The 23,454-nt window shown below is 72.0% G+C and carries 21 protein-coding genes and 1 pseudogene; 3 read left to right on the top strand and 19 right to left on the bottom strand.

The features are described from left to right. Nucleotides 1-45 precede the first annotated feature (45 nt). The 18 genes from ACI379_RS12475 to mraZ all read right to left on the bottom strand — a co-directional run bounded on the left by ACI379_RS12475 (nt 46) and on the right by mraZ (nt 18,115). Entirely contained in the window at nt 46-345 is a 300-nt protein-coding gene (locus ACI379_RS12475; RefSeq protein WP_439792415.1) for a YggT family protein, read from the bottom strand. A 9-nt stretch (nt 346-354) separates the two neighbouring features. Continuing rightward, a complete protein-coding gene (locus tag ACI379_RS12470; RefSeq protein WP_439792414.1) occupies nt 355-837 on the bottom strand; it encodes a cell division protein SepF in 483 nt (160 codons plus the stop codon). A gap of 61 nt (nt 838-898) precedes the next feature. Beyond that, nucleotides 899-1,597, bottom strand: coding sequence for a YggS family pyridoxal phosphate-dependent enzyme (locus tag ACI379_RS12465; protein WP_439792413.1), 699 nt, complete (start codon nt 1,595-1,597; stop codon nt 899-901). Beyond that, nucleotides 1,594-2,244 (bottom strand): polyphenol oxidase family protein, encoded by a 651-nt coding sequence (locus tag ACI379_RS12460; RefSeq protein WP_439792412.1) that lies wholly within the window; start codon nt 2,242-2,244, stop codon nt 1,594-1,596. Before ACI379_RS12460 ends, ACI379_RS12465 begins: the two co-directional genes overlap by 4 nt. 54 nt (nt 2,245-2,298) lie before the next feature. Then, nucleotides 2,299-3,498 (bottom strand): cell division protein FtsZ, encoded by a 1,200-nt coding sequence (ftsZ, locus tag ACI379_RS12455; protein WP_439792411.1) that lies wholly within the window; start codon nt 3,496-3,498, stop codon nt 2,299-2,301. 264 nt (nt 3,499-3,762) lie between these two features. Further along, nucleotides 3,763-4,524: a cell division protein FtsQ/DivIB gene (locus ACI379_RS12450; RefSeq protein WP_439792410.1), complete on the bottom strand. Its 762-nt coding sequence runs from the start codon at nt 4,522-4,524 to the stop codon at nt 3,763-3,765. Further along, nucleotides 4,517-5,938: a UDP-N-acetylmuramate--L-alanine ligase gene (gene murC / locus ACI379_RS12445; protein WP_439792409.1), complete on the bottom strand. Its 1,422-nt coding sequence runs from the start codon at nt 5,936-5,938 to the stop codon at nt 4,517-4,519. The genes ACI379_RS12450 and murC overlap by 8 nt, the downstream gene beginning before the upstream one ends. Beyond that, nucleotides 5,935-7,005, bottom strand: coding sequence for an undecaprenyldiphospho-muramoylpentapeptide beta-N-acetylglucosaminyltransferase (murG, locus tag ACI379_RS12440; RefSeq protein ID WP_439792408.1), 1,071 nt, complete (start codon nt 7,003-7,005; stop codon nt 5,935-5,937). Before murG ends, murC begins: the two co-directional genes overlap by 4 nt. Before the next feature lie 45 nt (nt 7,006-7,050). Further along, on the bottom strand, nt 7,051-8,307 hold the full coding sequence (gene ftsW, locus ACI379_RS12435; RefSeq protein WP_439792407.1) for a putative lipid II flippase FtsW: 1,257 nt from the start codon (nt 8,305-8,307) through the stop codon (nt 7,051-7,053). A 27-nt stretch (nt 8,308-8,334) separates the two neighbouring features. Beyond that, nucleotides 8,335-9,822, bottom strand: coding sequence for a UDP-N-acetylmuramoyl-L-alanine--D-glutamate ligase (murD, locus tag ACI379_RS12430; protein ID WP_439792406.1), 1,488 nt, complete (start codon nt 9,820-9,822; stop codon nt 8,335-8,337). Further along, the gene (mraY, locus tag ACI379_RS12425) at nt 9,819-10,892 is read right to left on the bottom strand and encodes a phospho-N-acetylmuramoyl-pentapeptide-transferase (protein ID WP_439792405.1); all 1,074 of its coding nucleotides are present in this window, start codon (nt 10,890-10,892) and stop codon (nt 9,819-9,821) included. Before mraY ends, murD begins: the two co-directional genes overlap by 4 nt. Further along, nucleotides 10,889-12,259, bottom strand: a complete 1,371-nt coding sequence (locus tag ACI379_RS12420) for a UDP-N-acetylmuramoyl-tripeptide--D-alanyl-D-alanine ligase (protein ID WP_439792404.1) — start codon at nt 12,257-12,259, stop codon at nt 10,889-10,891. Before ACI379_RS12420 ends, mraY begins: the two co-directional genes overlap by 4 nt. A 5-nt stretch (nt 12,260-12,264) precedes the next feature. Next, nucleotides 12,265-13,776, bottom strand: a complete 1,512-nt coding sequence (locus ACI379_RS12415) for a UDP-N-acetylmuramoyl-L-alanyl-D-glutamate--2,6-diaminopimelate ligase (protein ID WP_439792403.1) — start codon at nt 13,774-13,776, stop codon at nt 12,265-12,267. A gap of 73 nt (nt 13,777-13,849) precedes the next feature. Beyond that, nucleotides 13,850-15,541, bottom strand: coding sequence for a peptidoglycan D,D-transpeptidase FtsI family protein (locus tag ACI379_RS12410; protein ID WP_439792402.1), 1,692 nt, complete (start codon nt 15,539-15,541; stop codon nt 13,850-13,852). 226 nt (nt 15,542-15,767) lie between these two features. Beyond that, nucleotides 15,768-16,322: a hypothetical protein gene (locus ACI379_RS12405; protein ID WP_439792401.1), complete on the bottom strand. Its 555-nt coding sequence runs from the start codon at nt 16,320-16,322 to the stop codon at nt 15,768-15,770. After that, nucleotides 16,319-17,287, bottom strand: coding sequence for a 16S rRNA (cytosine(1402)-N(4))-methyltransferase RsmH (gene rsmH, locus ACI379_RS12400; protein WP_439792400.1), 969 nt, complete (start codon nt 17,285-17,287; stop codon nt 16,319-16,321). Before rsmH ends, ACI379_RS12405 begins: the two co-directional genes overlap by 4 nt. Before the next feature lie 2 nt (nt 17,288-17,289). Continuing rightward, a complete protein-coding gene (locus ACI379_RS12395) occupies nt 17,290-17,451 on the bottom strand; it encodes a hypothetical protein (RefSeq protein ID WP_439792399.1) in 162 nt (53 codons plus the stop codon). A gap of 235 nt (nt 17,452-17,686) precedes the next feature. Next, nucleotides 17,687-18,115, bottom strand: coding sequence for a division/cell wall cluster transcriptional repressor MraZ (mraZ, locus tag ACI379_RS12390; RefSeq protein WP_439792398.1), 429 nt, complete (start codon nt 18,113-18,115; stop codon nt 17,687-17,689). Nucleotides 18,116-18,575: 460 nt separating this feature from the next. On the opposite strand from mraZ, the gene ACI379_RS12385 reads away from it, so the two are divergent. The 3 genes from ACI379_RS12385 to ACI379_RS12375 are packed head-to-tail and all read left to right on the top strand — an operon-like array spanning nt 18,576 to nt 23,166. Next, nucleotides 18,576-19,538 carry an AAA family ATPase gene (locus ACI379_RS12385; RefSeq protein WP_439792397.1) on the top strand — a complete coding sequence of 321 codons (963 nt, stop codon included), beginning with the start codon at nt 18,576-18,578 and terminating at the stop codon, nt 19,536-19,538. 2 nt (nt 19,539-19,540) lie between these two features. After that, nucleotides 19,541-20,806 carry a DUF58 domain-containing protein gene (locus ACI379_RS12380; protein WP_439792396.1) on the top strand — a complete coding sequence of 422 codons (1,266 nt, stop codon included), beginning with the start codon at nt 19,541-19,543 and terminating at the stop codon, nt 20,804-20,806. Beyond that, nucleotides 20,794-23,166, top strand: a complete 2,373-nt coding sequence (locus ACI379_RS12375; RefSeq protein ID WP_439792395.1) for a transglutaminaseTgpA domain-containing protein — start codon at nt 20,794-20,796, stop codon at nt 23,164-23,166. Before ACI379_RS12380 ends, ACI379_RS12375 begins: the two co-directional genes overlap by 13 nt. Before the next feature lie 31 nt (nt 23,167-23,197). Here ACI379_RS12375 and ACI379_RS12370 read toward each other — a convergent pair. Then, nucleotides 23,198-23,454: pseudogene (locus ACI379_RS12370) on the bottom strand (DUF3040 domain-containing protein); the annotation flags it as partial.

Here is a 23,454-nt window from a genome sequence, read left to right as displayed (position 1 = left end):
CTGGTGGTTCAGGGAACCAGTCTCATCCTGCCTTCTTCTGCCGCCTCACGCGGCATTAGCGGCCCAACTGCCGGTCGCCTGCCACAACAGATACGTGACGATCATGACGATCAGGAAACTGAGATCGAGCGCGACCGCACCGAGCCGCAACGGCGGGATCGCCCGCCGCAGAGCCATGATCGGAGGGTCCGTCACCGTGTACGCGCCCTCGAGCGCGACGAGCAGGACACCGTGGGGCTCCCACCGCCTGGCGAACACCTGGACCCAGTCCACGATGAAACGCACCCACAGCAGCAGGAGGAAGACGGACAGCAGTCCGTAGAGGACCGAAGCCAGGATTGACACGAACCGAACTCAGCTCTGGTTGAAGAAGCCACCCTCGGCGATGCGCTCCTTGTCCTCGGCCGTGACCGAGACGTTGGGAGGCGAGAGGAGGAACACCTTGTTGGTGATGCGCTCGATGTTGCCACGCGTGGCAAAGATCAGCCCGGCGGCGAAGTCGACGAGACGCTTGGCGTCGTTGTCGTCCATCTCGGTGAGGTTCATGATCACCGGGGTGCCGTCGCGGTAGTTCTCGCCGACGAGGCGGGCCTCGTTGTAGTTGCGGGGCTGCAGGGTGATGATTCGGCTCAACTCGACGACTCCACTGGACACAGCCGTCGGACGACGGCGCTCGGACAGGTCAGCGACGGGCGCGGGACGCGCCTCACGCGGTGCACGACGGGTGTCCACCGCCTCGTGCTGGGCGGTCTCGTCGTCGACGTCGACCTGGTCGTAGTTGTCGGAGTCCTCGAGCAGGCCGAGGTACTCGCCGATCCTGCGCATCGCGCCGCTCATGAGTCAGATCCTCCGGGTTGCTGGGCGTCCGATCCGGGACGCCAGTTGACAGTTCTGGACATTACTTGATCGTGGGCCTCTCACCGAGGACCGCGGACCCAACGCGTACGTGTGTCGCGCCCCGGGCGATGGCGGCCTCGAGGTCCCCGCTCATTCCTGCGGACAGCGCGGTGGCCTGCGGAAACGCGGGCAGGAACTCCGCGCGTACGGCCGCCAGCCGGTCGAAGGCCGTCCCGGGGTCCTCCCCCAGCGGCGCCACGGCCATGAGGCCGGCGAGCCGCAGCCCCTCGGCCTCCTCCACCGCGGAGGCCACCGCGGACAGCTCCGCGACGGGGCAGCCGGAACGGTGGTCGGCGCCGGGCGGATCCAGGCTCACCTGGACCAACACGTCGACCGACTGTCCCCGCTCCACCGCGCCACGCGACAGCGGGGCCACGAGCTTGGACCGGTCGACGGACTCCACGACGTCGGCGTAGGCGGCGACAGCCGCCGCCTTGTTGCTCTGCAGACCGCCGATGAAGTGCCAGCGCAGACCGAGGTCCGAGCACTCGGCGGCCTTGGCCTGCGCCTCCTGGTGCCGGTTCTCCCCGACGTCGGTGACGCCCAGCTCCGCGAGCAGGCGTACGTCGGAGGCCGGGAAGTACTTGGTCACGACGACGAGGGCGACGTCCTCGGGCGCTCTGCCAGCCGCACGGCAGGCCACGTCGATCCGCTCGCGCACGGCCGCGAGGTTGCCCGCGAGCTCCTCACGTCTGCTCATGCCGTCACCCACACGAGTCCGGCCAGACGGCCCGCCCGCTCGCCGTCACGGCGGTGGGACCACAGGGACTGGTCCTCCAGGGTGCAGCCGCCGACGAGCTCGTGGGCCACGCCCTCGGCCTCGAGCTGCGCGACCACACCGGCCCCCAGGTCGAGGGACGGGGTGCCCCACGCGGTCTCCGCCCACGTCTGCGGGACCGCCGAGGCGACCTCGGCCCGCATCGACGCGGGCACCTCGTAGCAGGCGCCACACACGTGCGGCCCCACCCACGCCTGCAGGTCCTCGGCACCGAGGTCACGCATGCGGCTCACCGCGGCCGGCACCACGCCGGCCTCGACGCCCGCGCGACCGCTGTGCACGGCCCCGACGACTCCGCGCGGGACGTCGGCGAGGACGACAGGCACGCAGTCGGCCGCGCGGGTCATCAACGCCACGCCGGGGACGTCCGTGACCAGCGCGTCTGCGCTGGGGACCGGACTGGTCGGCGACGTCACCACGCTCACGCCCGCGCCGTGCACCTGGTGCATCCGTACCACAGGGACCCCGAGGGCCTCCTGCAGCCCGGCCAGCTGCTCCACGAGACGGGCGGGGTCGCGCCCCGGCCCCTCGGCGACGTCCACGGACGCGTCGGTGAAGGCGAGCTCCACCGACGCACCCTGCGGACCACCGGCGATGGTCCTCCGTACGGAGAACACGTCACCTCACTTCAGGAAGTCGGGAACGTCGAGGTCGTCGTCGTCGAACTGGACCGGACGCGGGGCGCGCTGCGGCTGCGACGGGGCGGCCGGCGCCTGCTGGGCGGGCGCGGCGGGCTTGCTCGGCTGAGCCACCTGGGCCTGCTGGACCGGCGCCTGGCGGGTCGCCTGGACCTGTGCCGCCGCGGCACGGGTCTGCTCCTGCGTCTGCGTCGGCTGCGAGGGACGCAGCACGTTGCCCTCGGCGCGGCGCTTCGGCATGCCGCCGTCGAAGCCCGCGGCGATGACCGTCACCCGCACCTCGTCGCCCAGGGCGTCGTCGATGGTGGCACCGAAGATGATGTTGGCCTCGGGGTGCACCGCGTCGGCGACCAGTGCGGCCGCCTCGTTGATCTCGAACAGACCGAGGTCCGAGCCGCCGGCGATCGACAGCAGGACGCCGTGCGCGCCCTCGATCGAGGCCTCGAGCAGCGGGCTGGAGACGGCCATCTCGGCCGCCTGGACCGCACGCTCGTCACCACGGGCCGAACCGATGCCCATGAGGGCGGAGCCGGCGTTGGCCATGACGGACTTGACGTCGGCGAAGTCGAGGTTGATCAGGCCGGGCGTGGTGATCAGGTCGGTGATGCCCGAGACACCCTGCAGCAGCACCTGGTCGGCCTGCTTGAAGGCGTCGAGGACCGACACGTTGCGGTCGCTGATCGAGAGCAGCCGGTCGTTGGGGATGACGATGAGGGTGTCGACCTCCTCGCGGAGCTTGCTGATCCCCTCCTCGGCGGAGTTGGCGCGACGGCGACCCTCGAAGGCGAAGGGGCGCGTGACGACACCGATCGTCAGGGCGCCCAGCGAGCGCGCGATGCGCGCCACGACGGGGGCGCCACCGGTGCCGGTGCCACCGCCCTCGCCGGCGGTCACGAAGACCATGTCGGCGCCCTTGATGACCTCTTCGATCTCGTCGGCGTGGTCCTCGGCGGCCTTCTCGCCCACGTCGGGGTTCGCGCCGGCACCGAGTCCGCGCGTCAGCTCACGACCGATGTCGAGCTTGACGTCGGCGTCGCTCATGAGCAGCGCCTGGGCGTCGGTGTTGATCGCGATGAACTCGACCCCCTTGAGGCCGACCTCGATCATCCGGTTGACGGCGTTGACGCCGCCTCCTCCGATGCCGACGACCTTGATGATCGCCAGGTAGTTCTGCGCTGCTGCCACGGGTCCAGGACCTCTCGTGTGTGTTTCGGGTGGTGTGTCGGATCGACGGGCGATCGTGAAGTGCTCACACGAGGTTGAGGTGCCGAGCGAAAACCCTAACGGTGAACCTGAGGGTTATAGTTATGTCAACCTCGCGTTGACCAAAACTCTAGACAGCCGGGAGGCGCGTCCCGGGACGACACGCGGCGTGGCGCGACATTTCCCAGAACCTGTCCGGAATCGCACGGCACCCGCTGCCCGGGCCCCGCCGGGCGCGGCGACGCGTCAGCCGGCGGTGGGGTTGCCGGGCACGCTCACGTCGTACGAGTCGGCCTTGTGCGCCGCGAGCAGCTTCAGCAGCACCTCGGCCTTGAGCTCCGACTCCTCGCTGCTCCCCCACTGCACGGACCGGCCGCTGCGCAGTGCCAACGAGATGCGGTCGATGGTCTCGACCTCCACGTGGTCCACCTTGGCGGCCAGCTCGGCGGGCATCGAGGCGACGACCAGCGCCGCCTCGGCCAGCGCGTCACCCTGGGCGTTGCTGCTCGCGTGCACCCGCGGCAGGTCGCCGGGCGGGCGCGGGTACTCGCGGAACGGCACCCCCAGCGCGTCCAGCCCACGCCAGGTGCCGGCGATCTTGACGACGGCGACCGCGGTGCGCTCGACGACGGTGATCCGTACGGTGTCGGGCCACTCGCGCGTCACGTCGACCGACTTGACCTCCGCCAGCGCCGCGACCCGCGAACGCACGCGGGCGAGGTCGACCGTGGCGAGCTGCTCCCCCACCGGGACCTTGGCCGCGTCGGAGACCTGCCGGTCGGTGAGGATGTCGGCGCCCTGCACCTTGACGTGCTGCACCGACAGGTAGTCGGAGAAGAGGACGAACCACGCACCCGTCAGCGCGAGGAGGACGGCAACCAGCAGCGCCACGACGTAGCGAAGCGCACCCCAACGGCGCGCCCACTGGCGTCGGGCGAACCGCTGGCGCGTGCGCTGCTCCTGCTTGCTCCGGGCCTCGTCCTGCTGCTCGGAGGCCTGCTCAGCCATCGACCCCGGCCACGAGCAGGTCGAGCACCTTCGGTCCGACCTGGGTGACGTCGCCCGCCCCCAGGGTCAGGACGAGGTCACCCGGTCGGGCGATCCCCGCGAGCAGGCCGGGGACGGCCGCGTTGTCGGGCTCGAATCGGACGGAGTCCGCCGGGAGGTCGACGGCGCCGGCGACCAGGGCTCCCGTCACGTCGGGGTCCGGCTCCTCGCGGGCCACGTACACGTCCATCACCACGACCTCGTCGGCGGCCGAGAGGGCCTGCCCCATCTCGACGCCCATCAGGCGCGTGCGGGACACGAGGTGCGGCTGGTACGCGACCACCACGCGCCCCTCCCCCGCGACCGACCGGGCTGCGGCGAGGTCTCCGGCGATCTCGGCGGGGTGGTGCGCGTAGGAGTCGTACACGCGCACCCCGGCCGCCTCACCCTTGAGCTCCATGCGCCGTCCGGTGCCGGCGAACTCGGCCAGCCCGGCCAGGAGCTCGTCGGCCGGCCGTCCCAGGCGCAGTCCGGCGGCGAGCGCGGCGAGCGCGTCCAGCACGTAGTGGCGTCCCGGGATCCGCAGCTCCATCCGACCCAGCTCCACGCCGTCGCGGACCACGGTGCACGCGGACCGGGTGCCGTCCAGGACGACGTCCACGGCCCGGAGGTCGGCGTCGGCCGACTCCCCGACCGTCACCACGGCCAGACCACGGCCACGGGCGTACCGGGCCAGGCGCGCCGCGCCCTCGTCGTCGACCACGCAGACCAGGAAGCCGGCCGGGTCGACGGTGTCGACGAACTGCTCGAACGCCTCGCGGTACGCCTCCTCGGTCCCCCAGTTGTCGAGGTGGTCGGGCTGGACGTTGGTCACGACGGCCGCGTACGGCCGGTAGACGAGGAAGGCCCCGTCGCTCTCGTCCGCCTCGGCGACGAAGACGTCGTCGGAGCCTGCGTCGGCGTTGCGGCCCGTCGCGCTGAGCACCCCGCCGACCGCGTACGTCGGGTCGAGCCCCGCCCGCACCAGCGACGAGGTCAGCAGACCCGTGGTGGTCGTCTTGCCGTGCGTGCCCGCCACGGCCAGCACCCGCTGCCCGGCCATCACCGCGGCCAGACCGGCCGAGCGCGGCAGGATCCGCAACCCACGACGACGGGCCTCCAGCACCTCCGGGTTGTCCTCGCGGGCGGCCGTGGTCACCACGACCGTGTCCGCCTCACCGAGGTGCGCCGCGTCGTACCCGAGGTGGCAGGTGACGCCCAGCTCACGCAGGCCCGTCAGGAAGGGGGTGTCCTGGTCGTCGCTGCCCGTCACGGGCAGGCCACGGCGCGCCATGATCCGCGCGATGGCCGACAGGCCGGCCCCGCCCATGCCGATGAAGTGGACGCGGCCCAGCTCCTCGGCGCTCAGCAGGACCTCAGGGACCGGGATCCTCACCGGGCACTCTCCAGGACGATGCGGGCCAGACGCTCGTCGGCGTCGAGCGGGACGAGGGCGGCGGCCGCGGCCCCCATGGCGGCCAGGCGCACGGAGTCGTTGGCCAGGGCGGGGACGGTGGCGGCGATCCACTCGGCGCTCAGCGCGGCGTTGTCGACCAGCAGCGCGCCCCCGGCGTCCACGACGGGACGGGCGTTGTGCTCCTGCTCCCCGTTGCCGATCGGCAGGGGCACGAAGATCGCGGGCAGGCCGGTGCCGGCGGCCTCCGAGACGCTGCTGGCACCGGCGCGGCACAGCACCAGGTCGGCGGCCGCGTACGCGAGGTCCATGCGGGAGACGAAGTTCTCGACCACGTACGGGACGGCAGAGGGAGCCGGCGTGACGGCGCCCTTGGGCCCCACCACGTGCAGGACCTGCACCCCTCCCGCGGCCAGGGCACCAGCCGCCGCCGACACGCTCTCGTTCAGGTGCAGCGCGCCCTGCGAACCACCGGTCACCAGGAGGGTCGGACGGTCGACGTCGAGGCCGAAGTGCGCACGGGCCTCGGCCCGCAGGGCGCCCCGGTCGAGCGTGGAGATCATGCGGCGCAGCGGCAGCCCCACGAACTCGGCCTTCGGCAGGGGCGTGTCGGGGAAGCTGACGGCCACCCGGTCCGCCACCCGGGCGCCGACCTTGTTGGCCAGGCCGGGGACGGCGTTCTGCTCGTGGACGACCAGCGGCAGCTTGCGGCGCCGGGCCGCGAGGTACGCCGGCATCGAGACGTACCCGCCGTAACCGACGACCACGTCGGGGCGCACCCGGTCGAAGACCTCGAGGGTCTTGCGCACCGCGTCGCGCAGCCGGCCCGGCACTCGCAGCAGGTCGGCCGACGGCTTGCGCGGCAGCGGCACCGGCGGGATCAGCTCGAGCGGGTAGCCGGCCTCCGGGACGACCGTGTTCTCGAGCCCGCGCGGCGTCCCGAGCGCCGTGACCTCGACCGAGGGGTCGAGGCGACGCAGGGCGTCCGCCGTGGCGATCAGGGGTGAGGTGTGGCCGGCGGTGCCACCGCCAGCAAGAAGTACGCGCATCTGGACAAACCTATCGAGCGGGAACGGATCGGGACGCGGGGGCGGTCAACGACGCGCGGTGGAGGCGGGTCCGGACGCGTTCACCGTGCCGGCTCCGCCCTTGCGGGCCTTGATCAGGGCGGCCGCCGCCGGTTCCCGACGGGCGAAGCCGACCACCAGCCCGAGCGCCACCAGCGAGGGCAGCAGGGCCGAGCCACCGTACGAGATGAGAGGCAGCGGGATGCCGATGACCGGGAGCACGGCGAGCACCATCCCGATGTTGATCATCATCTGGCCGATCAACCACACCACGATCCCGAAGGTCAGGTAGCGCACGAACGGCTCCTCGGCGGCCACGGCCACCCGGATCGCGGCGAAGGCGATCACCAGGAAGAGGCCGACCACCAGCAGGGTGCCGACCAGCCCGAGCTCCTCGCCGAGCACCGCGAAGATGAAGTCCGTGTGCGCCTCCGGCAGGTCGCCCCACTTCTGGGTCGAGCCCCCGATCCCCTGCCCGAACACGTTGCCCGTGGCCAGGGCGAAGAGTCCGTGCGCGGGCTGCCACCCGGCGTCGTGGTACTCCTTGAACGGGTCGGAGAAGTTGGTGATGCGGGAGAGCCGCTCGGTGTCGACCAGGGCCAGCACGGCCACGATGGAGCCCAGCAGCGTCACGCCGAGACCGAAGAGGCGCAACGGGGCGCCCACCACCCACAGCATGCCGAGCATCAGGGCGAAGAAGACCAGCCCCGTCCCCAGGTCCTTGCCCAGGAGGACCAGCAGGGTCGCGATCGCCATGCCGGGCACCACGGGCATGATCAGGTGGTGGTAGGTGTCGAGCTTGCGCTCCTTGAGCGCGAAGACGTGTGCCGCCCACAGCACGAGCGCCAGCTTGGCGATCTCGGAGGGCTGGATGGCCAACGGTCCCAGCGCCAACCAGTTCTGGTTGCCGTTGCGGGACTCGCCGAGGAAGAACGTCATCGCCAGCAGGGCCAGCGAGATGCCGTACGCGGGCCAGGCCAGCGCGCGGATGAACCGGATCGGCAGGCGCGAGGCGATGACCGCCGCAGGGATGCCGATCGCCACCCACATGAGCTGGCGCTTCACGATCGCGTACGAGTCGTCCAGGTAGATGTACGCACGCACGCTGGAGGCGCTGAGGACCATGATGAGGCCGATGGTCAGCAGCAGGGCCACCGCGCCGAGCAGCATGTAGTAGTTCGCCAGCGGGTGGGCCAGGACGCTTCGTCCCGTCTCCCGCACCGCCGCCAGCCGTTGCAGCCCGGGCACACGGCCCCTGACGTCCTCGGGGTTCGCCGTCGTCATCGGACGCTCTCCCCTCTCGTCGTCAGGTCAGTGACCGGGCCCGGTGTGCCGTCGCACGGCGGCGGCGAACGCGTCGCCGCGCGCGCCGTAGTTGGCGTACATGTCCATGGATGCGCACCCCGGCGCGAGAAGCACGGTGTCGCCCGGGCGGGCGAGACCGGCGGCCGCGCGGACTGCGTGGTCCATCGGATCCCCAGTCTCGCCGCCGTCGAGGACGATCACGGGAACATCGGGGGCGTGTCGTGAAAGTGCGTCGGCGATCACGTGGCGGTCCCGACCGAGCAGCACGACCCCGCGCAGACGGTCCGCGTGCGTGCGTACGAGGTCGTCGAAGTGGGCCCCCTTGGCGAGTCCGCCCGCGATCCACACGACCGACTCGTAGGCGCGCAACGAGGACTGGGCCGCGTGCGGGTTGGTGGCCTTGGAGTCGTCGACCCAGCGCACGTCGTCGGCCTGGGCCACCAGCGCGATGCGGTGCCCGTCGGGCCGGAATGCCCGCAGGCCGTCGCGGACCGCCTGCTGGCTGACCCCGTGGCTGCGGGCCAGCGCGGCCGCGGCGAGGGCGTTCTCCACGAAGTGCGGGGCGGGCGACGCCAGGTCGCCCAGGGTGCACAGTTCGGCGGCGCTGGTCGCCCGCTCCTCGATGAAGGCACGGTCCACGAGGATGTCCTCGACCAGACCCATCTGCCCCACCGACGGCATGCCGAGCGTGAACCCGATGGCGCGGGCGCCCTCGCTCACCTCAGCACCGCGGACCATCTCCTCGGTGGCGGGGTCGGCGACGTTGTACACGCACGCCCGCTCGACGCGCTCGAAGATCCGGGCCTTGTCGGCCGCGTACGCGGTCATGGCGCCGGGGCCGGAGTACCAGTCGAGGTGGTCCTCGGCGAGGTTGAGCACGGCAGCCGACTGCGCCGCCATCGACTGGGTGTAGTGGAGCTGGAAGCTGGACAGCTCCACGGCCAGCACGTCGTACGGCGTGGGGTCCATGACGACCTCGACGATCGGGCGCCCCACGTTGCCCACGGCTGCGGTGCGCAGCCCCGCGGTGTGCAGGATCGTCTCGAGCATCTGGACCGTCGTGGTCTTGCCGTTGGTCCCGGTCACGGCGAGCCAGGGCGCCTGGTTCTCGGGGTCGCGCAGGCGCCACGCCAGCTCGACCTCTCCCCAGATCGGGATGCCGCGCTCGCGGGCCTGAGCGAGCAGCGGCGCGGTGGGCACCCACCCCGGCGAGGTGACGAGCACGTCGACGTCGTCGGGCAGCGTGGCCGTGGCGCCGGCCTCCATCCGGATGTCGGCGCCGAGGGTCTCCAGGAGCTCGGCCTTCTCGGCCTTCTCCTCGCTGGAGCGCTCGTCGAGGACCGTGACGTCGGCCCCGAGGAAGAGCAGGTTGTCGGCGGCCGCGAAGCCGGAGACGCCGAACCCGGCGACGACGGCGTTGACCTGCTCCCAGGAGTCTCGACGTCCGAGCATCTCGACGAGTCGGGACCCGGGGTCAGGGACAGGGGTGCTCATGCTGCTCCCGCCACCCACTCGGCGTAGAAGAGTCCGATGCCGGCGGCGACGCAGAGGCCGGTGATGATCCAGAACCGGATCACGACCGTCACCTGCTCCCAGCCGAGCATCTCGAAGTGGTGGTGGATCGGTGCCATCCGCAGCAGTCGTTTGCCCTTGGTGGCCTTGAAGTAGCCGACCTGCAGCATCACCGAGAGCGTCTCGAGGACGAACAGGCCGCCGAGGATCACCAGGAGGAGCTCGGTGCGGGTGAGGATCGCCAGACCGGCCAGGCCACCGCCGAGCGCGAGCGAGCCGGTGTCGCCCATGAAGATCTGGGCGGGCGAGGCGTTCCACCACAGGAAGCCGAAACAGGCGCCGGTGATGGCTGCGGCCACCACCGCCAGGTCGAGCGGGTCGCGTACCTCGTAACACTTGGGACCGGCGTTCTGGGCGCAGGACTGGCCCCACTGCCAGATGTTGACCACCGTGTACGCGGCGAACACCATCGCGGAGGCACCCGTCGCGAGGCCGTCCAGTCCGTCGGTCAGGTTCACGCCGTTGCTGGTGCCCACCACGATCACCCAGATGAGGATGATCACGAGCACCGTCGGGATGGTCCAGCTCTCCAGGTCGCGCAGGAAGGAGAGGTGCCGCGACGCGGGGCTCTGACCACGGTCGTCCTCCAGCCACGGCGAGATCGCCAGCAGTCCGAAGACGACGGCGACGAGGGTCTGGCCGATCATCTTGGCGCGGCTGCGCAGACCGAGGTTGCGCTGGCGGCTGATCTTGATGAAGTCGTCGAGGAACCCGACCAGCCCCATCCCGACGAAGAGGAAGAGCAGTAGCAGCGCGGAGGCCGACGGTGTCTGTCCCGTGATCAGCTTCGCGACGAAGTAGCCGACGACCGTGGCGAGGATGATGACGATCCCGCCCATCGTGGGCGTGCCCCGCTTGGTGTGGTGCGAGGTCGGACCGTCCTCACGGATCTCCTGGCCGTACCCACGGCGCGCCAGCACCCGGATCGCGTACCGCGTGCCGATCAGCGAGATCAGCAGGGAGAGACCTCCGCCGAGCAGAATGGCTCTCATGGGGCCGTCGTCCCTTCCACGATCAGTCCTTCAACGATGTGTTCCAGCGCCGCTCCCCGTGAGGCCTTCACCAGGACGACGTCGGCAGCCGAGACATTCTGTCGCAACCACTCGAGCGCCTCGTCACGACCTGCCGTGTGGACGGCGGTGCCCGCCCATCCCACGGCCGACTCGGCCCCCCGGGCGATGCCGGCGGCGGGCTCCCCCACCGCGACAACCACGTCGACACCGTGCTCGGCGGCGAACCGTCCGACCCTCAGGTGCCCCGACTCCGTGTCGGGGCCCAGCTCCCGCATCTCCCCCAGCACCGCGACCGTACGACGCCCCACGCGTCCGAGGTCCAGCAGCGCCCGCAGCGCCGCCTCGACCGACTCGGGGTTCGCGTTGTAGGCGTCGTTGACCACGACGAGGCCGTCGGGACGCTCCAGGCGTTCCATCCGCCAGCGTGAGCGTGGCTCGGCCGCGTTGAGAGCGGCTGGGACGACGTCGAGCCCGACCCCGAGGGCGGTGGCCATCGCCGTGGCCGCCAGGGCGTTCTGCACCTGGTGACGTCCGATCTGGCGCAGGTGTACCGGCGCGCTCCCCTCACTGGTGACGAGGTTGAACGAGCAGCGGCCCTCGTCGTCGACCAGGACGTCGTTGGCGTGCACCTGGGCGGTCGACCCGAAGCCGATGATCCGGGCGTGGGTGCGACGTGTCATCGGGCTGACCAGGTCGTCGTCCATGTTGAGCACGGCGACACCGTCGGAGGACAGGGCCTCGACGATCTCCCCCTTGGCGCGCGCGATGGCCTCCCGGCCCCCGAACTCACCGACGTGGGCCGACCCGACGTTGACCACGCACGACACGTGGGGCGGCGCGACCTTGCACAGGTAGGCGATGTGCCCCTGCCCGCGCGCGCCCATCTCCACGACCAGGTACGCGGTCCGCTCCGTCACCCTCAGCACGGTGAGTGGGACGCCCAGCTCGTTGTTGTGGTTGCCCGCGGTGGCCACCGTCTCACCGGTGACCTCGAGGATCTGGGCCAGGTAGTCCTTGACGCCGGTCTTGCCCTGGGACCCGGTCACCGCCAGCACGCGCACGTCCGGGAGCTGGTCCAGCACGTGGCGGGCCAGGCACCCCAGCGCGTCCACGACGTCGTCCACGACGACGGTGGGGCCCTCGGTCGGACGCGAGGCGAGCACCGCCGCGGCCCCGCCGTCGATCGCGGCGCGCGCGTACTCGTGCCCGTCGACGTGCTCGCCCGCGAGCGCCACGAACAGTCCGCCCGGCTCGGCGGCCCGCGTGTCCAGGAAGGCCGGCCCGGTCACCGTCGCCTCACCGTGCGCGGTGCCGCCCACGACCTCGGCGATCTCGGTCAGCGTCATGGGAATCACAGTCGGTCCAACTCCTCAGCAGCCACGGTGCGGTCGTCGAACGGGTGCACCACTCCCTGCACTTCCTGCCCGGTCTCGTGCCCCTTGCCGGCGAGCAGCACCACGTCACCGGCTCGCGCCAGGCCCAGGGCCGTACGGATCGCCTCGCGGCGGTCCCCCACCTCGAGCACCTCGGCCCCGTGACCCCGGGCTCCTTCCAGCACGGCGGCACGGATGGCGCCGGCCTCCTCCGTGCGCGGGTTGTCGTCGGTCACCACGACGACGTCGCCCAGGCGCGCGGAGATCTCGCCCATGAGCGGCCTCTTGCCCGTGTCGCGGTCGCCACCCGCCCCGATCACCACGACCAGACGGCCCTCGGTGACGGGACGCAGCGTCGTCAGCACGGCCTCGAGCGCGTCCGGCTTGTGCGCGTAGTCGACGACGACCGTGAAGGGCTGGTCGCCGGGCACCCGCTCGAGGCGGCCGGGGACACCGTGTCCGTGGGCGAAGCCGGCGGCCACGGCGGCGCCGTCCAGACCCGCCATCGCGGCGGAGGCCAGTGCGGCCAGGGCGTTGGAGACGTTGAACTCGCCCGGGACGGAGACGTTCACGGGCCACTCCTGCCCCTCGGGGCCACGCGCGACGAACGCGGAGCCGAGCGTCCCCAGACGTACGTCGTGCGCCGTCCAGTCGGCACCGGCATCGATCAGGGAGTAGGTGGACATCGGCACTCCGGCGACGTCGAGGAGGAGCCGGCCGTGCTCGTCGTCCAGGTTGGTCAGTCCGCGCACGGAGCGCCCGGGCGTGAAGAGCGAGGCCTTGACGGCGAAGTACTCGTCCACGTCGGCGTGGAAGTCGAGGTGGTCGCGCCCCAGGTTGAGGAAGGTGGCGACGTCGAAGCGCACCGCGTCGACGCGGCCCAGTGCCAGTGCGTGGCTGGAGACCTCCATCGCGCACGCCTGGACCCCCTCCTCGCGCATCATCGCGAAGAGGCCGTGCAGGTCCGGCGCCTCGGGGGTGGTGAGCTTGGTGGGGACGTCCTGGCCCAGGACGCGGGTGCCGACGGTTCCGATCACGGCCGAGGGGACCCCGGCCGCCCCGAGCGCGTCGTCCAGCATGCGCGTGGTCGTGGTCTTGCCCTGGGTGCCGGTGACGCCGATCATCCGCATCGCCGTGGCGGGGTGGTCGTAGACCTGCGCCGCGACGCTGCCGAGCACCGCCCGCGGCGAGGCGACCACCAGCGCGGGCACGTCGTCGGCCAGGCGGTCCAGGCCCGCAGGGTCGGTCAGCACGGCGACGGCACCGGCGGCCAGTGCCTTCGCGGCGAAGTCCGCCCCGTGCGCACGCGCGCCGGGCAGGGCGGCGTACAGGTCTCCCGGGCTCACCCGGTCGGTGCTGAGCGTGACCCCGGTGACCTCCACCGGCCCCGTTCCCCGACGTTGCACCTCCGTGACGGCCGAGATCCCGGCCGCCAAGGTGTCGAGCGGGACCGGGACCGTCGTACGCGGGCGGGCCGAGAGCGCAACCATCCGGCGAGCGTATCCCTGAGCAGGACCCACCGGGGAGCCGACGTCGCCGCGCCCGGTCACCGTGCGTCCTCCGTCACCATTCGATCGGGAGGTCGGACGGCTTGGTGCCGGTCGGGGCGATCCCGTAGCGCTTGAGCGCGTAACCCATGATGCGCGAGAAGGCGGGTCCGGCGACGGCGCCACCGCTGCGGACGCTCTTGGGGTCGTGCACCACCACGTACACGGTCAGGCGGGCGTCGTCGGCCGGCGCGAAGCCGCCGAACGAGACCGTGACCGAGCCGTCGTAGCACCGGCACTCCTCGGAGGCCCGCTGGGCCGTACCCGTCTTGCCGGCCACGCGGTAGCCCTGCACCTGGGCGACCTTGGCCACGCCGTCCTCGGGGTCGAGTACCTTCTCCATCATCAGCGCCGTGTCGCGGGCGGCCTTGGCGCTCACGACCCGCTCCGAGGTGCTGAGGTCGCTGCCGACCTCCTTGCCCTCGTCGGTGGTGGCGGTGCCGGAGACGATGCTCGGCGAGACGCGCACGCCGTCGTTGGCGATGGTGCTCAGGGCGGAGCCCATCTGGACGAGGTTGACCGACATGGACTGGCCGAAGGTGACGCGGTCCTTGGTCTGCGAGGTCATGGTGTCCCCCGACTCGAGGATGCCGCCGCTCTCGCCGCGGACCCCGATGTCGGTGCGCTTGCCGAGCCCGAACTTGCGCAGGTAGCCGACGAGCTCGCTCGGCGAGAACGCGTCCGCGGCCAGCACGGTGCCGATGTTGGAGGACCTCGCGATGATCCCGGTCAGCGTGTAGCGGAGCGTGCCGTGGTCCCACCAGTCACCGATCGGACGGTCCTGACGGTCGAGCTGGCCGGGGACCTTGAACCGCTGCCGCGGCGTGGTCTTGCCGGCGTCGATCAGGGAGGCCGCCGTCAGGACCTTGGCCACCGAGCCGGGCTCGTACACGTCACTGATGGCGCGCGAGCCCATGTCCTCGCGCCGCGCCTCGTCCGGCTTGTTGGGGTCGAAGGTCGGCGCGTCGGCGAGCGCCAGAATCTGGCCGGTGCGGGGGTCCATGACGATGGCGGCACCGGACTCGGCCCCGTACTGCTGGACGGTCTGGGCCAGGACGTTCTGGGTGAACCACTGCAGGTCCTGGTCGATCGTGAGCGAGAGGGTCTGGCCGTTCTTCGGCTCCTTCAGCGTCGACTCACGCAGCGGGATCCGCACACCCTTGCTGGACGACGACTGCCAGGTCGCCTTGCCGTCGACGCCCGAGAGCAGCTTGTCGAAGGTCAGCTCGAAGCCGCTGAGCGGCTCGTCCGTGCCCACCATGCCGACCAGGTTGGCCGCGACGTCGCCGCCCGGGTAGTCGCGCAGCGGCTCGTCCTCGAGGAAGACGCCGTCGTACCCGGCCTCGTCGAGCTTGGCCAGGGTGTCGGTCGCCTGGGTGCTCGGCACCCGGCGGGCGAGGTACTCGAAGCGGCTGCCCTCGGTGCGTCCACGGAGCAGGGCCAGGGTCTTGGCGTAGTCCAGGTCGAGCTCCTCGGCGAGGATCGTGGCGATCTCCGGGGCGTCCTGCGCGCTCAACGAGGGGTCTGCGACGACCATCTTGCCCTGCACCGAACCGGCCAGCTTGACCCCGTTGCGGTCGACGATGTCTCCCCGCGCGGCCGGCAGCGTGACGCTGACGGCGCCCTCGGCCGCTGCCAGGTCGGCCAACGACTTCGGGTCGATGCCCTGGACCTGGATCAGCCGCGCGCCGTAGAACGAGAAGACCATCGCAATGACGATGAACCCCACGCGGAGCCGAAGCAGGGGCCGGCCCCGGTCGAACCGCCGTCCGCTCGCTCGGCCCGTACGTCGAGGGGCTGGCTTGCTGGAGGGCAACGACTGCTCCGTCCTGTTCAGCGGGGATCGGGTCCCCGGCACTGCTGGTGGTGGTCCAGAACCGTTCTACAAGTGGGTGCCGCCGCTCGGTCGGCGGCGCGCCGTGGGGCTCGGGAGGTCACTCGCCCCGTCGCGCCCCGGACGCGCTGCCTGCCCCGTCGCGGCTGGCCGCCTCGCGGCCGGCCTTGTCGCCCCGGACCTTGACCACGGTGCGCTCCGGCTCGAGCTCGGCCGGCTTCACGGCGCGGCGTCCCTCCAGCTGCAGACGGTCCTCGGCCACCGCAGGCGCGGCGGGCCCCGTCACGGTGCCGTCCTGGAGGTCGAGGAAGGTCGGCGACTGCGGCACCACCATGCCCATCTGCTGGGCCTGGGTGGCCACCCGCTGGGGGTTGCGGAGGGCCTCCAGCTCTCGCTGCAGCGTCTGCTCGCGGGCAGCCAGTGCGTCGGCCTGCTTCTCGAGCTTGGCCGAGGCGAACGAGGCCTGCGACATGGAGGTGTTGAACATGAGGAGTCCCACCACACCACCCACGAGGACCAGCGAGACCAGCACGATGAACGGGACCTTGGGCGCCCGGGTGCGGACCCGGGGCACCACGCTGAGCCGCGCCCGCTCGACAGCCTGCTGGGCGATCCGCGGCGCACGGGTGCGCACCTGCTGTGCGGGAGTGCTCATCGCTGGGCTCCTCGGGTGGGGGGAAGGACTCGTTCGACCGCGCGCAACCTGACCGATGCGGCGCGGGGGTTCTGCTCGATCTCGACCTCGTCGGCCTGTTCCGCGCCGCGGGTCACGTTCTTGAAGGCGGGTTCGGCGCCCTCGGGGATGAAAGGGAGGTCCGGCGGGACGTCGAGCCGGGTCGCGTCTGCGAAGACCCGCTTGACCAGCCGGTCCTCCAACGAGTGGTACGACTCCACGACGACCCTGCCGCCGACGGCGACGGCCTCCAGCGAGGCCGGCATCGCCCGGCGGAGCACCGCCAGCTCGTCGTTGACCTCCATGCGCAGCGCCTGGAAGGTCCGCTTGGCCGGGTGTCCCCCGGTCCGGCGCGCCGGCGCCGGGATCTCGGCGTACAGCAGCTCGACAAGGCCGGCGCTGGTCGTGAACGGCTGGCGCTCCCGCTGCCGCACCACGGCCCCGGCGATCCTCTTGGCGAACTTCTCCTCGCCGTAGACCCGCAGGACCCGCGCGATGTCGGCCTCGTCGTAGGTGTTGAGGACCTCCGCCGCGGTGATGCCCCGGGTGGGGTCCATCCGCATGTCCAGCGGCGCGTCGGCGGCGTAGGCGAACCCGCGCTCGGCGACGTCGAGCTGCATGGAGGAGACACCCAGGTCGAAGAGCACGGCGCCGACGTGGTCGAGCCCGTTGCGCTCCAGCACGTCGGGGATCTCGTCGTACACCGCGTGCGCGGGGACGAACCGGTCGCCGAACGGGGCGAGGCGCTCCGAGGCCATCCTCAGTGCCGTCGGGTCGCGGTCGACTCCGATGACGCGCGCCGTCGGGACCCGCTGCAGCACGGCTTCGCTGTGCCCACCCAGTCCCAGGGTGCAGTCGACCAGGACGGATCCCTCGGCCTCCAGCGCGGGCGCCAGCAGCTCGACGACCCTGTCCAGCAGGACGGGGGCGTGACTCGGGGCGGTCATGCTCAGCCCTGCCCGCCCAGGCGGACGACCAGGACGAGCAGGAAGGCCACCGCGGTCGAGAGACCGGCGGAGAAGGCGACCAGCGCCAGGACGTCGCGCGCCTGGTGCCGGACCCGCGGCGGCTCGACGGCCGCAGCGTGTGCCAAGTGACGGATGTGACTCATTGTTCGACCCCTGAATCGTCTTGCCCCGCGTGTGCGGGGAACGGCCCGGGGAGACCCCTCACCCCGGGTACTTCTGTTCGGCGGCCGTACTGTCAGGTCCCTGCCCGCTCCCGGCGTTGGGAAGGCCTTCTGGTGCCGGGGAAGGTGCCCCAGACGGCACGCGGAGAGCGGGCACGAGACCTGGCAGTGCGGTGCTGCCGAACCAGTTGTTCTGTTGTGCTGACCGGGACCTGCCTCAGATCCCGGGGAAGACCTCGTCGCTGAGCTCGGAGAACTTCTGCTCCTGCTCCTCGGAGTAGGAGTTCCAGGCCGTCGGGTCCCAGATCTCGACCCGGTTCATCGACCCGATGACCACCACGTCCTTGCGGAGCGAGGCGTACTCGCGCAGGGGTGCGGGGATGTTGATCCGCCCCTGCTTGTCAGGCATCTCCTGCGACGCCGCCGCGAAGAGCATGCGGACGTAGTCACGGGTCGCCTTGTTGGTGACCGGCGCCTCGCGGAGCCGGTCGGTCAGCCGACCGAAGTCCTCCAGCGACCACACGGTCAGGCATCGCTCCTGCCCTCGAGTCACCACGAGCCCCTCCGTCAGCTGGTCCCTGAACTTTGCGGGGAGGAAGAGCCGGCCCTTCTCGTCGAGCTTGGGCGTGTAGGTGCCGAAGAACATCCGGCACCTCCCCAAGTACACCCAGCCGACCTGCCTGGCCGCCCCTGCTTCCCCACTTTCCACCACCTTACTCCACATCCCCCCACCGTCAACTCAATTCACGCGTGTTGCGCGGCGTGTTCAGGGCGTTCCGCCGCGGTTCGGCCGGCTGTCCACGACGGCCGTGGCCGCAGGGTCGCGGGAGGGCGCGATCACGCCCAGGAGGTCACGTACGTGCAGGTCAGAGGCCTGGGGCTGCGCTCACCGCGGGTCCGTCGCCCTGGGCACGGCCCTTCCGGCCACCGGCGCGGGGAGGGCGGTGGAGGGCCGTGGTGGAGGAAAGTGGGGAGAAGGGTGGAGAGTGGAGGGAACTCGCCCGCGCTCCCCCGGCAGCTCGCGGGTATGTTGCGGGGATCACCTAGCGTGGGGGCACGGGTCGCCCACGCACGGGCACGCGCACACACGAGGGGAGCCGGGCACGGTGAGTGAGAGCCAGCCGAGCGAGTTGGACCTGGTGGCCCGCGTGGCGACCACGATCCGGAGCAACGTCGAGCGCGTCATCGAGGGCAAACGGTCCGTCGTCGACGCGGCCGTGATGGTGCTGTTCGCCGAGGGCCACCTGCTCATCGAGGACGTCCCCGGGGTGGGCAAGACGCAGCTCAGCAAGGCGCTGGCCCGCAGCATCGACGCCACGGTCAAGCGCATCCAGTTCACGCCCGACCTGCTGCCCTCGGACGTCACCGGCGTGTCCGTCTTCAACCAGGACACCCGCGAGTTCGAGTTCCGGCCCGGAGGCATCTTCGCCAACATCGTGGTGGGTGACGAGATCAACCGCGCCTCCCCCAAGACCCAGTCGGCGCTGCTGGAGTGCATGGAGGAGCGACAGGTCACCGTCGACAACACGACCTTCCACCTCGAGGCCCCGTTCATGGTGGTCGCGACCCAGAACCCGATCGAGATGGACGGCACCTACGCCCTTCCCGAGGCGCAGCGCGACCGCTTCATGGCCAAGGTGTCCGTCGGCTACCCCGTCGAGTCGGCCGAGATCGCCATGCTCGACCACCACACCAGCCACAACCCGCTCGACGACCTCGAGGCCGTCACCGACGCGGCCGAGATCCGCAAGGTCACCGAGATCATCGGGCGGGTCCACGTCGCGACGCCCGTGCAGCGGTACGCGGTGACGCTCGCGACAGCGACCCGCCACCACCCCGACCTCCGGCTGGGCATCTCGCCGCGCGCCACGCTGCACCTGGTCCGGGCCGCCAAGGCGGTCGCAGCGATGTCGGGTCGCGGGTACGTGCTCCCGGACGACCTGCACGCCACCGCCCAGTCGGTGCTGGCGCACCGGCTGGTCCCGAGCGCCGAGGCCGCCATGGGTGGACGGCGGCCCGAGAGCATCCTGGCCGACATCCTGTCCCGGGTCCCCGTACCGGAGCAGTGACGGTGCGCCCCACCCTGGCCGCCCTGACCTTCCGTGGTCGCCTGTTCGTCGCCACCGGGATCTCGATCAGCGTGGCCGCGTGGCTGACCGGGCAGCAGTCACTGATCCCGGTCGGCGTGCTGCTCGCGGTGCTGCCGGTCCTCGCGGCCGTACGGGTGGCCAAGGTGCGCCTCGACCTGGGGCTGGTGCGCCGGGTCGCTCCGCCGGTGGTCATGGTGGGTCAGAGCACCGAGGTCGAGCTGACCCTCACCAACAGGTCGCGCACGGCCAGCAGCGTGCTGCTGCTGGAGGAGGCGCTCCCGTACGTGCTGGGCAGCCGCCCGCGGTTCGTGTTGGCGAGCCTTCCCGGGGGCGCCAGCCGCAGCGTGCGCTACGCGGCCCTCAGCGACGTGCGCGGCCGCCATCCGCTGGGCCCCCTGTCGGTGCGCGTCACCGACCCGTTCGGCCTCGCCGAGCTCCCCCGGCCGTTCTCGTCGGTGGGCGAGGTGACCGTGACCCCGCGGGTGGTCCCGCTGACGCCCGTCACGCTGGGCGGCGCCTGGACGGGGTCCGGCGACAACCGCCCCCGGTCGTTCGCCACCGGCAGCGCCGAGGACGTCACGGTGCGCGAGTACCGGCGCGGCGACGACCTGCGGCGCGTGCACTGGCGCAGCTCGGCGCGCACCGGCGAGCTGATGGTCAGGCGCGAGGAGCAGCCCTGGCAGTCCCGCGCCACGGTCTACCTCGACAACCGTGCGGCTGCCCACGCCGGCTCGGGACCGGCCTCCACCCTGGAGGTCGCCGTCCAGGTGGCCGCCTCGGTGACGGCACACCTGGTCCGCGCCGGATTCAGCGTCCGGCTGGTGACGGCCACCGGGGACGACATCGGGGCCCGGTGGCACTCGCTCGACCCCTCGGCGGGTCTGGCCCCGCTCCTCGAACAGCTGGCGGTGCTCCAGGCCACGCAGCTCCCCGTGCCGGAGGCGCAGTGGCTCAGTGAGCCCGAGCAGGGCGGGCTGGTGGTGGCGGTGCTGGGCCGGGTCCTCCCCGGCGACCGCCAGTTCCTGGCGCGCCTCGCGATGCGGTCGACGGAGGCCCTGGCCCTCGACCTCCACGCCGACGCCTGGACCGGGGCCCCGTCCGCGGAGCGGCCGCCGCTGCCCGGTGATCTCGTCGCAGCGGGGTGGCGCGGGGTCGTGCTCGCCCCCGGGGACGACCTCGACGTGCGGTGGCGGGAGCTGGGCAGGCTGTCGGCCCGCGGCGAGGAGGCCTCGCTGTGGCGCGCCTGAACGTCAGCTGGGTCGCGTACGCGCGCCTGTCCCTGGCCGCGTTGCTGACGGCACTGGTCGTGCTGCTGTCGTGGCACCCCGTCGCGGTGGACTTCCCCCGCTTCGTCGCGCCGTTGGCCCTGCTGGCTCTCCCCGTGCTGGTGCTCGGGGCGGTGGCCCGCTGGTGGGGAGTCCCGGGGATCGCCGTGCTCGGCGCACAGGTCCTCCTGATGGCGTGGTTGTGGCTGTTCTGGACGACCGGCCACGTCCTGCCGACGCGTGAGTCCGTCGACCTGGGGGTGCAGGCGTTCACCGACGCCGTGGCGTCCTCGCGCCGGTACGCCGCGCCGGTGGCCGGCGGCGAGTCCAGCGTGGTGCCGATGCTGCTGGCCCTGGGGCTCATCGTCATGGTGGCCGTGGAGGCGATCGTCGGCTGGCTGGGACGTCTGGGCGGTGCCGGGCTGGTCCTGCTGGTGGCGTACACCATGCCGAGCGCCGCGCTCGGCGACGACGTCGACTGGTGGATCTTCGTCGCCGCGGCCTGTCTCTTCCTGCTCACCGCGCACCGGCTCCACCTGCTCCAGGTCGCGGACTGGGGCCGTGGCCCCACCGTGGGCCCCGACGGCGTGGCCGTGCAGCACCGGTCGTTGACCCGCGGGGCCGTGCTGCTGGGCGTGCCGGCGATCCTGGTCGCGCTGCTCGTGCCCGCACTGGTCCCGGCCTCGCAGCTCGACCTGCTCGAGGGCGGTCGCACGGGTTCGGCCAGCGACGGGATCACGGTGCACAACCCGGTGGCCGACATGCGACGCGACCTGCGACGCCCCACCGACGACACGTTGCTGCAGGTCGAGTCGTCCGAGCGACCGGCGTACCTGCGTCTCTCCGTCCTGACCGAGTTCGACGGCGCGTGGCGTCCGGGCGACCGCGAGGTCCCCAGCGACCAGGTCGCCGACGGCCTGCTCCCCGCGCCGGAGGGGCTGGCGCCCGACGTCGGGGGCACCGAGAACGAGTACGCGGTCCGGATCAACGACACGTTCTCCTCGGAGTGGCTGCCGACCTTGTCGAACACCACGTACATCGACGCCGGCCCGCGCTGGCGCTACGACCTCTCGACGCGTGACTTCCTCGCCGTGGGTGACGCCACGACCCGGGGCGAGGAGTACCGGTTCATCAACCTCGACGTCGACCTGGACGCCGGGATCCTGGAGCGGGCGGCCAGCACGGCCAGCGGCTTGGACCCGCGGTTCTCCGAGGTTCCGGACGACCTGCACCCGGAGGTGGTCCGGCTCACCGAGGAGGCGACCCGCGGGGCGACGTCGAAGTTCGAGAAGGCGCGTGCCCTGCAGGACTGGTTCCGCACCGGTGGTGGCTTCCGGTACGACGTGGCGCAGGCCGACTCCTTGGGCAGCGACGAGGCCGACCTGCTGGCGTTCCTGGACGCCGAGACCGGCCGGGTCGGCTACTGCGAGCAGTTCGCGGCGGCGATGGCACTGATGGCTCGCGTCGAGGGCATCCCGGCTCGGGTGGCCGTGGGCTTCCTGTCACCGGAGCGGCTGGGCAACACCACGTGGGAGTACTCCGCGTGGGACATGCACGCCTGGCCCGAGCTCTACTTCCCCGGCGCCGGGTGGGTGCGGTTCGAGCCCACCCCGTCGACCCGCGCGTCGGGCGTCCCGGCGTACACCCGGGACCCGTTGGGTCCCACCCCCAGTGAGACGGCGACGCCCACGACGCCGACGACCACCACGCCGACGACCACGACGAACCCGGAGCGCCCCACGACCCCGGAGGCCTCTGCCTCCGACGAGACGGCGCTGCCGACGTGGGCGTCGCGGACCGGGTGGGCCCTCCTGGTCGCTGCTCTGGTCGGACTGCTCGCGCTGGTGCCGCGGACCGTCCGGGAACGTCAGCGTCGCGCCCGGTCGGGAGGTGGGGCCGTCGGGGCGTGGGACGAGCTGCGCGCGATCCTCGTGGACCACGGCGTCGCGTGGCCCGAGGGACGTTCACCGCGGCAGGTCGGCGCCCTGGTGGAACGTCACCTCGCCGACCCTGCCGCACCGGGAAGCCACGGACTGGCGCCGGGAACGGGGCGCGCGTACGCCCCGCTCCAGGCCGCCGCGTTGGACCGGCTGGTGCGGGACGTCGAGGTGGCGCGCTACGCGCCCACTGCTGAAGGGTACGTCCGGGAGTCGACGGCGGCCGACCTCGACGCGGTGGTGGCTGCGGTCAGGGCGTCGGTGCCGGCTCGTGCGGCGCAGGTGGCGCGCTGGTGGCCGCGGTCGGTGTTCGGGGTACGACGCCCGTCGGACGCGGTCGTGCGGCAGCCGACGGAGCTGGCTCAGGAGAACGAGCAGAAGGTGGGGGCCCCGGGGCCCAGGTGAGTCGTCCGGTGCGGGTGGTCAGAAGCCGCACTCAGAAGCCGCGCTCACGGCGGCGGCGCCACCGCTCCTCCATGCGCTGCATGAAGGGAGCACCTGAGCGACCGCGGCCACGAGGGGCGTGGTGACGCTTGCCGCCGTCGACGACGCCGAAGCCGCCACGACCGGTCTCGCGGACGCGCGGGGTGACCGCACCCTGGGGCTGCTTGACGACGGTGACCGCCAGCGCTCCGCCAGCGACCATCACGACGAACCCGAGGACGCCCAGCAGCGGCTGCCCCATGAGGACAC

The organism is Nocardioides sp. (assembly GCF_051876515.1).
GTDB lineage: Bacteria > Actinomycetota > Actinomycetes > Propionibacteriales > Nocardioidaceae > Nocardioides.
The sequence above is the reverse complement of the archived record's forward strand: the minus strand, read 5'-3'. Positions and strand labels throughout refer to the sequence as shown.